At 58.8% G+C, this 8995-nt stretch carries 10 protein-coding genes and 1 pseudogene; 1 reads left to right on the plus strand and 10 read right to left on the minus strand.

Annotated features, from left to right (window positions below):
- A pseudogene (locus tag ACH2EH_RS20655) lies at window positions 1-834 on the plus strand (hypothetical protein); the annotation flags it as partial.
- Here ACH2EH_RS20655 and ACH2EH_RS20660 read toward each other — a convergent pair.
- The 10 genes from ACH2EH_RS20660 to ACH2EH_RS20705 form a co-directional block, all read right to left on the minus strand.
- Window positions 800-1705 (minus strand): carbohydrate kinase, encoded by a 906-nt coding sequence (locus tag ACH2EH_RS20660; protein WP_395144675.1) that lies wholly within the window; start codon window positions 1703-1705, stop codon window positions 800-802. The pseudogene ACH2EH_RS20655 and the gene ACH2EH_RS20660 overlap by 35 nt on opposite strands.
- A 6-nt stretch (window positions 1706-1711) precedes the next feature.
- A complete protein-coding gene (locus ACH2EH_RS20665) occupies window positions 1712-2041 on the minus strand; it encodes a type II toxin-antitoxin system PemK/MazF family toxin (RefSeq protein ID WP_395144677.1) in 330 nt (109 codons plus the stop codon).
- The gene (locus ACH2EH_RS20670; RefSeq protein WP_395144679.1) at window positions 2029-2286 is read right to left on the minus strand and encodes an AbrB/MazE/SpoVT family DNA-binding domain-containing protein; all 258 of its coding nucleotides are present in this window, start codon (window positions 2284-2286) and stop codon (window positions 2029-2031) included. Before ACH2EH_RS20670 ends, ACH2EH_RS20665 begins: the two co-directional genes overlap by 13 nt.
- Window positions 2287-2320: 34 nt before the next feature.
- The gene (locus tag ACH2EH_RS20675; RefSeq protein ID WP_395144680.1) at window positions 2321-4351 is read right to left on the minus strand and encodes an ATP-dependent DNA helicase; all 2031 of its coding nucleotides are present in this window, start codon (window positions 4349-4351) and stop codon (window positions 2321-2323) included.
- Window positions 4352-4356: 5 nt separating this feature from the next.
- Entirely contained in the window at window positions 4357-4689 is a 333-nt protein-coding gene (locus ACH2EH_RS20680; protein ID WP_395144682.1) for a type II toxin-antitoxin system VapC family toxin, read from the minus strand.
- Between the two features lie 241 nt (window positions 4690-4930).
- The gene (locus tag ACH2EH_RS20685; RefSeq protein ID WP_395144684.1) at window positions 4931-5713 is read right to left on the minus strand and encodes a hypothetical protein; all 783 of its coding nucleotides are present in this window, start codon (window positions 5711-5713) and stop codon (window positions 4931-4933) included.
- Window positions 5691-6488 (minus strand): enoyl-ACP reductase, encoded by a 798-nt coding sequence (locus ACH2EH_RS20690; protein ID WP_395144685.1) that lies wholly within the window; start codon window positions 6486-6488, stop codon window positions 5691-5693. Before ACH2EH_RS20690 ends, ACH2EH_RS20685 begins: the two co-directional genes overlap by 23 nt.
- A gap of 11 nt (window positions 6489-6499) precedes the next feature.
- Window positions 6500-6823 carry a type II toxin-antitoxin system VapC family toxin gene (locus tag ACH2EH_RS20695; RefSeq protein ID WP_395144690.1) on the minus strand — a complete coding sequence of 108 codons (324 nt, stop codon included), beginning with the start codon at window positions 6821-6823 and terminating at the stop codon, window positions 6500-6502.
- Between the two features lie 100 nt (window positions 6824-6923).
- Entirely contained in the window at window positions 6924-7151 is a 228-nt protein-coding gene (locus ACH2EH_RS20700; protein WP_395144687.1) for a hypothetical protein, read from the minus strand.
- A gap of 12 nt (window positions 7152-7163) precedes the next feature.
- Window positions 7164-8995: hypothetical protein (locus ACH2EH_RS20705; protein WP_395144689.1), on the minus strand; the 1832-nt coding region annotated here is incomplete at its 5' end.

Genomic DNA, 8995 nt, shown 5'->3' on the forward strand with positions numbered 1-8995 from the left:
GTGGGCAGCCCGCCGACGGTGGGCTCACAGGTTTTTGTGCGGAATATGACGCCGGGAGCGCCCGCAACGACCACGCTGGTTTCGGTGAGCTCCACCGGGGGCTACGGCAATGGCGAGAGTGGTTTGGTACAGGTCACCATAAGCGCCGATGGCAATGTCGTGGGCTTCTCCTCGATCGCCTCGAATCTGGTGGCAAGTGACACCAATGGTATTGTTCGGGATGTCTTTGTCCGTAACCTGGCACTAACCAGCACGACACTCGTCTCCAAGTCCACGAGTGGGCTCCAGGGCATGAGCACCAGCTCCAGCTCGGCCCTGAGCGCGAATGGTCGCTACGTGGCATTTGCCTCGCGCAATAACTTCGTCAACTTCGATAGCAACAATCTTGACGACGTGTTTGTACGCGACACGCTCACCAACACCACGATCCGGGTCTCGGTGGACTCCTCGGGCAACCAAGGCACCGGTGCCAGCGGCAACAGCGAGGGCTGGGGCATTAGCATCAGCGCCAACGGAATGCGGGTCGCGTTTCAGTCTCTGGCAAACAACTTGGTCATTAAAGCAAATAATGGGTTCACCGATACCAACGGCCTTGAGGATGTCTTCCTGCGCGATATCAGCACCGGTAGAACCTACATGGTGTCCAAGGGAATCGATGCGATCACGGGCAAGGCGGGGCCAGCCAATGGCTCCAGCGGTGGGCTGAGCACGTGCGGAGTCTCCATCAGCGCAGACGGCAAGACGGTGATGTTCGCTTCCTACGCAAGTAATCTACTAGTCACGAGCGACACGAACAATGTCATGGATGTCTTTGTGCGAGGGCTGATTCCGTAGCAGGATGTGCGGGAGTCGCGCCGGGTTGGGAGCAGACAAAGGTCGCAATCCGGCTGGCTTTCTCGTGGATCGTGTCGAGGTTCTCAAAGCGCAGGAGCCCCACGGCAAGTGCCGCCGTGAACGCATCGCCCGCCCCGACCGTGTCGGGAACCACACCCGCAGCCAGCGGATAGCCGGTGTGATCTGAGCGACGAAACCGCGTAAAGAGGGTACTCCCATACGAGCCGCGCGTGAGCGCGACGAGCTGAAGTGTTGGGTAGCGCTCCCAGAGCGCCGTGATGGTTTCTGCTTCGTCGCCAGGAAGCGCCAGAAGAGTGGCCACCACGGGCAGCTCTTCATCGTTGAGTTTGAAGACGTGGGCAAGCTGAAGAGAAAAGTGGATTGTCGCGTGTCCAAAGTAGTGCTGGCGCAGGTTGATATCAAAGAGGCGCAGACAGTGTGAGGGGGTCATGTGCACGAAGCGGCGCAGGATTGCACGGGACTCCGGGGAGCGTTGGGCCAGGCTCCCGAAACAGACCGCATCGGTGTGCTTTGCAAGCGCATCCCACTCCGAGTGGGCGCGAAAATCATCCCAAGCCGTGTCCTCATGAATAGTGTAGGTCGCCTTGCCATCGGCATCTAGCGTGGCAGTGACCGTGCCAGTGGGCGCATCACTCCACTGCAAGTAGCGGGTATCCAGCCCCAGCCCCGCGAGCTGCGCCTGAATCGCTCGTCCGTCGTCGTCGCGCCCAATGGCGCTGGCGACGATACTCTCCGCGCCGAGCTGGCTGGCATGGAACGCAAAATTTGCGGGCGCACCTCCGAGAAACTTCCCACGGGGCAGCAAGTCCCAGAGCACCTCCCCGAGTCCAACAATGATGGGCTTGTTCATGGTGGGTTACTCAGCAAACAGCTCCACCAGGGCTTGCAGGACGGCGCGTTGTTCGTCGTCGCTAACGGAGCCAAGATGCTTGACGAGGCGGGTTTTGTCCACGGTGCGAAGCTGATCCAGAACAACTTGGCCGGACTTTTCCTGGAACTCGCAGGGGATGCGCGTGGGGTAGCTCTTGCCGCGTGTGGTCATCGGGGCGATGATCACGGTGGCGATATTGCGGTTCATCTCGTCGGGGGAGACGATCAGGCAGGGGCGGGTTTTCTGAATCTCACTGCCGACGGTCGGGTCGAGGTTGACCAACCAGACCTCGAAGCGCCGGACTACCAACTCCATTCTTCGGTCTCCCAGCGAGTAAGAGTGAGCGCTTCACCATCCAGAAGCGTGTCATCTCTGGCTTCCGTCATGACGCGAAACTGCGCGTCCCAGCCCTGGCGAGCGGGACGTACGGAGCGGACGATGAGCTTCCCCTCTTCCACTTCCAGCTCCACTTCATCGGTAAGCTGTGTTTGCTCTAGTAGCAGTTTGGGAATTCGAATTCCCTGGGAATTCCCGATCTTCACCAGTCGCGTTTTTACCATAGTAGCTACAATGTATACCCGCTTGTGTGATATGTCAACCCGGCGACGCTGCGAAGAAGTGCTCCACTTGGGCAATTTGATCGGTTCGGGGGCAGGGGGGGAGCGCGTCGAAGAGCTTTTTGCCGTAGGACTTGCTCCAGAGACGGGCATCTAAAATGGCCACGACACCGCGATCCGTGGTGGTGCGCAGCAAGCGCCCCACCCCTTGTTTGAGGCGCAGCTCTGTGGTGGGCATACTGAACTCGGCGAAGGCATCGCCGCCCGACGCCTTAATACGCGCTTCTCGTGCTCGCAGCGGCGGTGAGTCCGGTGTGGGGAAGGGGAGCTTGTCTAAAATCACCAGCGAGAGCGCGTCGCCTGGCACATCCACGCCCTCCCAGAAGCTGCTGGTACCCAGTAAAACGCCGTTACCCGCTTTGGTGAAGCTCTCCACCAGCCGGGCATTGGGCGCCTCGCCCTGGGCGAAAATCGGGTAGTCGAAGCTCGCTTTCAGGCGCTCCTTGGCGAGAGATAACATCCGGTGCGAGGTAAATAGCACAAAGGTTCGGCCTTTGGCGAGACCCACGAGTGTCTGCACCTCAAAGAGCATCCGCTCCGCGTACTCCTCGCTGCTCGCCGGTGGCCCGAGATGACGTGGAACATAGAGCAGGCTGTTTTTCTCGTAGTCAAACGGCGAGCCCTGAATGACCTGAATCGCCCGAACTTCCCCCCATGCCCCCGCCGGGTACCCTCTGGGCGGGGGGGGATCAGAGGAAAGGAAGTCGTCTTCGTCCTCCTCCTTGGGAGAGGTTAACCCCAGGCGCTTGGCTGTGCTCTCGAAGCCGCCGCCGGTGGCCAGCGTGGCGGAGACGAAACTCACCCGCTCGATACGTGAGTAGAGCGCATCTTGCAGGGTGGGAGCGATGTCGTAGGGAGTGCGCACGAGCGTGGTGAGCATTCCCCCGCCGCGCATCTGGCGGTTGTGGTACCAGAGAAAGTACGAGTCATCTTGCGGCTCGGTGTGAAACGCGGAAAGCTCCGTCGAGAGGCGGGTGGCCGTCTTTGCCAGCCCGACAGCCTTCTCTTTTTCCTGCGGCTTGGTGGTCGTCTCCGCGATATTGATCAGGTCTTTGGCAAGAGCGTCCAAGGAGACCGTCACGGCGTCGCGCAGCTCGCGAAACTGTGGCGCGTCCACCTCGTGCATAAACCCTTCGTAGTTGTGAGCCGCAAGATACGGGTCTAAAAGGCGCTGATGAATCGCGTCAATGGCGGCAAGGTGCTGTGGCTTGAGCTGAGAGAGCCGCTTGCAGCGCGACAGCAAGATCGGTACGCGGCGCGAGCCCCACTCCAGCCCGAAAGCACGGGTCGCCACATCGTCTACGTGGTGCGCCTCATCAAAGACCACGGCATCGTAGGTGGGAAGCAGCGTCGGGCCGTCGGGGGCCTGGCGGCGCAGGCGTAGATCCGCGAAGAAAAGCGCATGGTTGACGACGATGAGCCGACACTGCTCGGCGTTTTTGCGGGCCTTGTAGTAAAAGCACTTGTCGTAGTGGCGGCACTCCCGGTGGCGGCAGGTGTCCGGGTGCGCGGCGATCTCGCTCCAGCCTGTGTAGGAAAAATCCAGTTCCGCCACGTCGCCGGTGTCTGTCTCATTAGACCAGCGCTGGATGTTCTTGAAGGTCGGATCGCCAAACGTCCAGAGCTCGCCCGATGCAATCTCCAGTTCTTGAAAACATAGAAAGTTCTGTCGGCCCTTGAGCACCGCTGCCTCGATTGGGGATTCCAGTGCGGCGAGCACGGCGGGAATGTCACGCTCGATGAGCTGGCTCTGGAGCGCGAGCGTGTGGGTGGAGATCACGGCGCGCCCGTCGGTCTTTTCCAGCCAGCGCAGCAGTGGCACGAGGTAGGCTAAACTCTTGCCCACACCCGTCCCCGCCTCAGCCAGACACGGACGGCTCTCCGTCAGCCCCAGGGCAATCGCCTCCGCCAGCGCCGTCTGCTCAGCGCGGGGCGCAAAGCCAGGCAGGCGTTTGGAGAGTGGGCCATTTTTACCAAAGAGACGAGTGAGGGACGAAGATGAAGCCACAGAGTCTACTCGGTCCAGTCCTCAAATTTAAGTCCGGGTATCTCAGAAAAGTCCGGAAATTCCTGGAAGCGCGTCTCTGCATTCGAGTCATAGGGAAGAATTGCGAATTTTTTAAGCGACTGAAAATACTCTACCAGCAATGTATATCCTACAGATTCTTGATCTTTAGGTTGAAGTTTACGCACTAACGCCAATGCCCCTTCCATGATTTCTCCGACGGTAATGGCACTGATGTAAATGTCGTCTCCAGGAGTCTTACGAATTCGCCGCACAAGATTGGGATAGTTCTCTGGAGTTCTCAGAAGGAGAGAGACTGTATCTGTATCAAGAAGGATCACGGTTTCGCAGGAACTCGCCCCGGTGACTGACGTGTTCTTGGTTGGGAGGAGACTCGCGAAGCGCGCTCTCGGCTCTTTCGAATTTCCTCCATAAGCTCATCCCAGAGCGGTTCATCCTTGAAAATTCCTATTATGTCGTCTAAAGGATGGTGCTGAGGGACTTCCTCTAGTTGTGTTTTATCTGTCTCATCTGGTGAGCTAGGCATAGCGACTTTCCTGTCCAGAGTATACCGCGTCGTGATTACGGTCGCACAACCGTTTGCGCGACCGAGTAGAGGTAATCGTCACCGTTGGCATCTGTGGTGAGAGGTGGGCTCGCATCACCGGTGGCACGGGCCCCGACGCGTGCATAGACCGTGCTGGCAGGCGCACTGTCCGCGGGCCAGGGGATGGTGATGAGTCCCTCGCCCCGCGTGACGAGTACAGGGCCACGGACGGTTTTGCTGCGAAAGTCCGAAAAAACAGAGGTCTCTACTTGGTACTGATCCGCACCATCAAGCTTGGGGAAGCGCACCAGGGCCTCCACCGATTGTGGCGTGACACTGGCGATGCTCGGACGAACCAGCGGCGTCGTGGCAACGCCGGGTGTGTTGAGACTCGTCTCCGCGTAGGAAGTCGCCCCGCTGGGCTCGATGCGCTGGAAGAGCACGCGCACCTGATAGCGAACGGTTCCGCCGGTCCGAACAGGGGAGTGGTTTCCCGTGAGCGGCGTTAAAGTCGTGCCACTCGCCTCCTGGAAGGCGAATATCCCAGTCGCCGTGGTGTCTCGGAAGCTGCGTCCGTCTTTGTCCACGGCCCCGATCCGGTCGTTGTTGCGAAACACCTGGTACTCCACAATGCGCTGGGCGGCGATATCCAACGGTGCCGCCCACTGCACCAGCACCTCGGGCACGGAGTCCACCGCCAGAGTCGCCCGCGCCGCCACCACGGAACTTGCCCCCGGATCGCTGCCGCCACCCCCGCCGCCACAACCGGCAAGCAGGAGCGCAAGTGCGAGGAAACTAGCCCTCGGAGTTGTTGCCATAGTCTGGAATCCCTAAAATGTGGTAGCCGGAGTCCACATAGAGCACATCGCCCGTGGTGCCACGCGACCAGTCGGAGACGAAGAAGGCGCAGGTGTCGCCCACTTCGGTGATCTCGGTATTGTGGTGGAGCGGCGCGGCACTGGCAATGCTCTTGAGAATATCGCGGAAGCCCTTGATTCCCATCGCCGAGAGAGTTTTCATCGGGCCTGCGGAGATGGCATTCACGCGGATATTTTGCGCCCCCAGATCGTGGGCCAGGTAGCGCACCGTAGACTCCAGCGCGGCCTTGGCGATTCCCGCCGTGTTGTAGTTGGGCACGACCCGAACACCACCAATATACGTGAGTGTTACGATGCTTCCTCCCTTGGTCATGAGCGGCTCGGCGGCTTTGGCGGCGGCAATGAGTGTGTAGGTAGACGACTGGAGCGAGATATCAAAGTCCGGGCCACTCACATCAATCATGCGGCCATCCAGCCCCTTGGCAAACGCAACCGAGTGCACCACAAAGTCCAGCGTCCCGAAAGTCGCCGCGACTTTCTCGTGGAGCGCCGCGATCTGTTCTGGATCCAACAGATTACAGGGCTCGATTAAGGGGACACTGCCCTCAGGAAGCTTGGCCGCCAGCTTCTTGACATCGTTTTCCTCGCGCTCTCCGTAGTACGTCATGACAAACTGCGCACCCTCGCGTGCCAGCGACTGAGCACAGCCCCAGCCCGCAGACCAGGAGTTACGCACCCCGTAGAGAATCCCTTTTTTACCGTCCAAAAGCCCCATGCAAAAACCTCTCAGATGCTCCAGTCTTCGATCGTGAGGTTTGGAACCTTGCCGAAGTCTGAGCTATTTCTCGTTAGTAGTGTTGCTCTATGCGCAAGCGCAATAGCTGCAATCTTTAAATCCATAGTCCCCAGACGCAGCTTTGCCTGGCGTAGAGTCATAAATTCTTGAACCGCTTGTTGGTCGAAGTCTACCACAGCCACACGGCAGTAGTTTTGTAACTGCCGCTTTAATTGGAGGTAATGAACTGCCTGTAGTGAGGCATCTGAAAGGCTGGCAATCCGGGCAAGCCAGCCCCGTGTTTGTTCCTCATAGCTAATGATTGTTGTTGCAATATCATCTTGTGGAACTTAACGTAACTTGGCTTTAATGGCCTCACTTGCAGCTCCTCCACGTTCCAGAAGCGTCATATGATCCGTGTCGAGAAGATACACGTCACTTACCTGGCGGGCTTTCTTCTTGTTCCACATGTCGTAGAGATTCTCGATAGGCTTTTCCTAGACGCATCGCCTCATCGTAGTCCGGGCTGTTGGCAAAGGTACCGGATATACTTTCCCACCAGGGCATTATTTTATGTTCGGGTTCTCTAACTGTCTGCCCCAGAAGGCTGGCTAGTTTCTTCTCCACTTCCGTCAGACGTTCTTCAATCGTTACCAGGGGCATTCGAGTCTCCCTCTACTTAATCGCTACCTCATAGTATATCGTCGCTTTACCGTCTGGTCCGAGAGTGCTTAGCGGAAGGCTCAGCTCGGTGCCCGCTAGCTTGGCCGCCAGAGGTGCGACACGTTTCCCACTGGTGTCGAGGCGCCAGGCTTCCACTTTGCCCGGAAGCTTGCGCGTGAGAGTCACATTGACGGCACCACGTTTTACCAGGTGGGGAAGTGTGCCCCAGGCCTCCAGAATTTTAAGATCGGGAGCACCATAGCGAATTCCCGTGTTCTGGACATCAGTAATGTGGGCCACTAGAAGCCGGGCACTCTCGGAGACCGGCTTTCCATCAAGGGACGCCACATAGACCGTGGCCTCCGCGACCTCCGCGCCAATGCGTAGCGGGCCGCACTGGATCGAGTCCCCTTCCGGGCAGATACCCCCTAAAAGCTTCGGCGTCGTGATGCGCAGCGAGCCGAACTGGCCGTTGACCGCAAGCTCCCCGGTCTCTGCCTGGCGTTCCTGGGTCTCGAAGTTAGTGCGGTTTGTCGCGGAGAGACGATTGGACTGGAAGAGCTGTGCCAGAGCATCTTTGGAGTCACCTTTGGTCAAGCGAAGCTCGGTAGGGCGCGGGGGAGCCAGCGGGCCGCTGGCCTCTTCTACCCAAGTGCCAACACGGGTGACGAGCGCTAGCTCTCCAAACCCTGCGGAGACCGCAAGCTCTGGTTTAGTGAGAAGTTCATCACGGCGCAGGTGCCGTGAAACGGCATTGGGAGCCGAGCGCACATCCCCGCGCAGGAACAAGAGCGATCCCGCCCGGCTACTCATCAGGCCGGCCGGATCGTTGGCGAGATCAAAGTAGCTCAGGGCTCCGGGGGCCACTGCGGACTCAACGGTGTGGGCGTAGGCAAACTGCCAGACAGCATCCCAGTCCTGAAGCGCTGCCGCTGCACCCATCAAGAGACCACCCTCCGCGCGTGTTCTGTTTGGGGCTGTGTAGTTGAACTCACTGACAGTAAAGGGCTTGCCAAAGAGCCGGGTCATCGCAACCCCACCTGGGCCGGTTCCTCCGCTACTCAAGGCGGAAGCGCCGTCTTGGGCTCCTGACGACGGCAGCTTCCAGTCCTCTTCCAGAAAGTTCGGATGGTCCCAGTAAAAGTGGGTGTCCACAAAATCGAGATCGGTACGCGCCGCCATAAACGCCGGGCTTTCGGACCAGCCATTGAGATCTGTCAGAAGCGCCTTGCAGCCTAGCTCACGAATCGCGGCTTTCATCTTCACAAAACCGCGCTCATGGAGCATTGCGAGAAAGGCTCCCACTTCCCGCCCGGCGCGATCGTTGCCAACGGTGCGAGGCAGAGGCGCTGTCGGCAGATTGCGGCTCTTGCGCCACACCTGCCACTCTTTATCCAGTAGGGCAAGCAACTCGGGCTTGAAAGTCGCAAGCCCGTTGGTCAGATTGGGTTCATTGACCACGCAGAGCCAGCCTAGCGCGGGTTCATCTTTCCAGGCAAGCTGAGTGTAGGGATTAACATGCGTGAGCAGCGTCCGGGCAAAGTCCTTCCAGTTACCAAAGGCGGCATCGGAAACAAGAACTGCCGCCTTGAAATCTCCCAGTGAGAGAGTGTCGGGCACCGGGCGCGAGACAAACAGATCGGTCTTGATGTAGAGACCACGCTTCTTGAGTGCCGCGATCAAGTAGTCGAGCTTGTCTAAAGACGCGGCATTGACAGCTTCTCCATCGTAGTGGTGGATACGAACACTGTTATAGCCCAAGCGTCCCAGCCGTTCAGCAAGCTTATCCGCATCGGGTTTATCCAGATAGTTTGCCCCAAAGCACAGATTAACTCCCCAGAAAC

The organism is Armatimonas sp. (genome assembly GCF_043760365.1).
Taxonomy (GTDB): Bacteria; Armatimonadota; Armatimonadia; order Armatimonadales; family Armatimonadaceae; genus Armatimonas.

Bases quoted from the DNA above. Each gene is read 5' to 3' on its own strand.
- ACH2EH_RS20700 (WP_395144687.1), bottom strand. From the start codon at position 7,151: ATGCCCCTGGTAACGATTGAAGAACGTCTGACGGAAGTGGAGAAGAAA.
- ACH2EH_RS20670 (WP_395144679.1), bottom strand. From the start codon at position 2,286: ATGGTAAAAACGCGACTGGTGAAGATCGGGAATTCCCAGGGAATTCGA.
- ACH2EH_RS20690 (WP_395144685.1), bottom strand. From the start codon at position 6,488: ATGGGGCTTTTGGACGGTAAAAAAGGGATTCTCTACGGGGTGCGTAAC.
- ACH2EH_RS20665 (WP_395144677.1), bottom strand. From the start codon at position 2,041: ATGGAGTTGGTAGTCCGGCGCTTCGAGGTCTGGTTGGTCAACCTCGAC.
- ACH2EH_RS20685 (WP_395144684.1), bottom strand. From the start codon at position 5,713: ATGGCAACAACTCCGAGGGCTAGTTTCCTCGCACTTGCGCTCCTGCTT.
- ACH2EH_RS20660 (WP_395144675.1), bottom strand. From the start codon at position 1,705: ATGAACAAGCCCATCATTGTTGGACTCGGGGAGGTGCTCTGGGACTTG.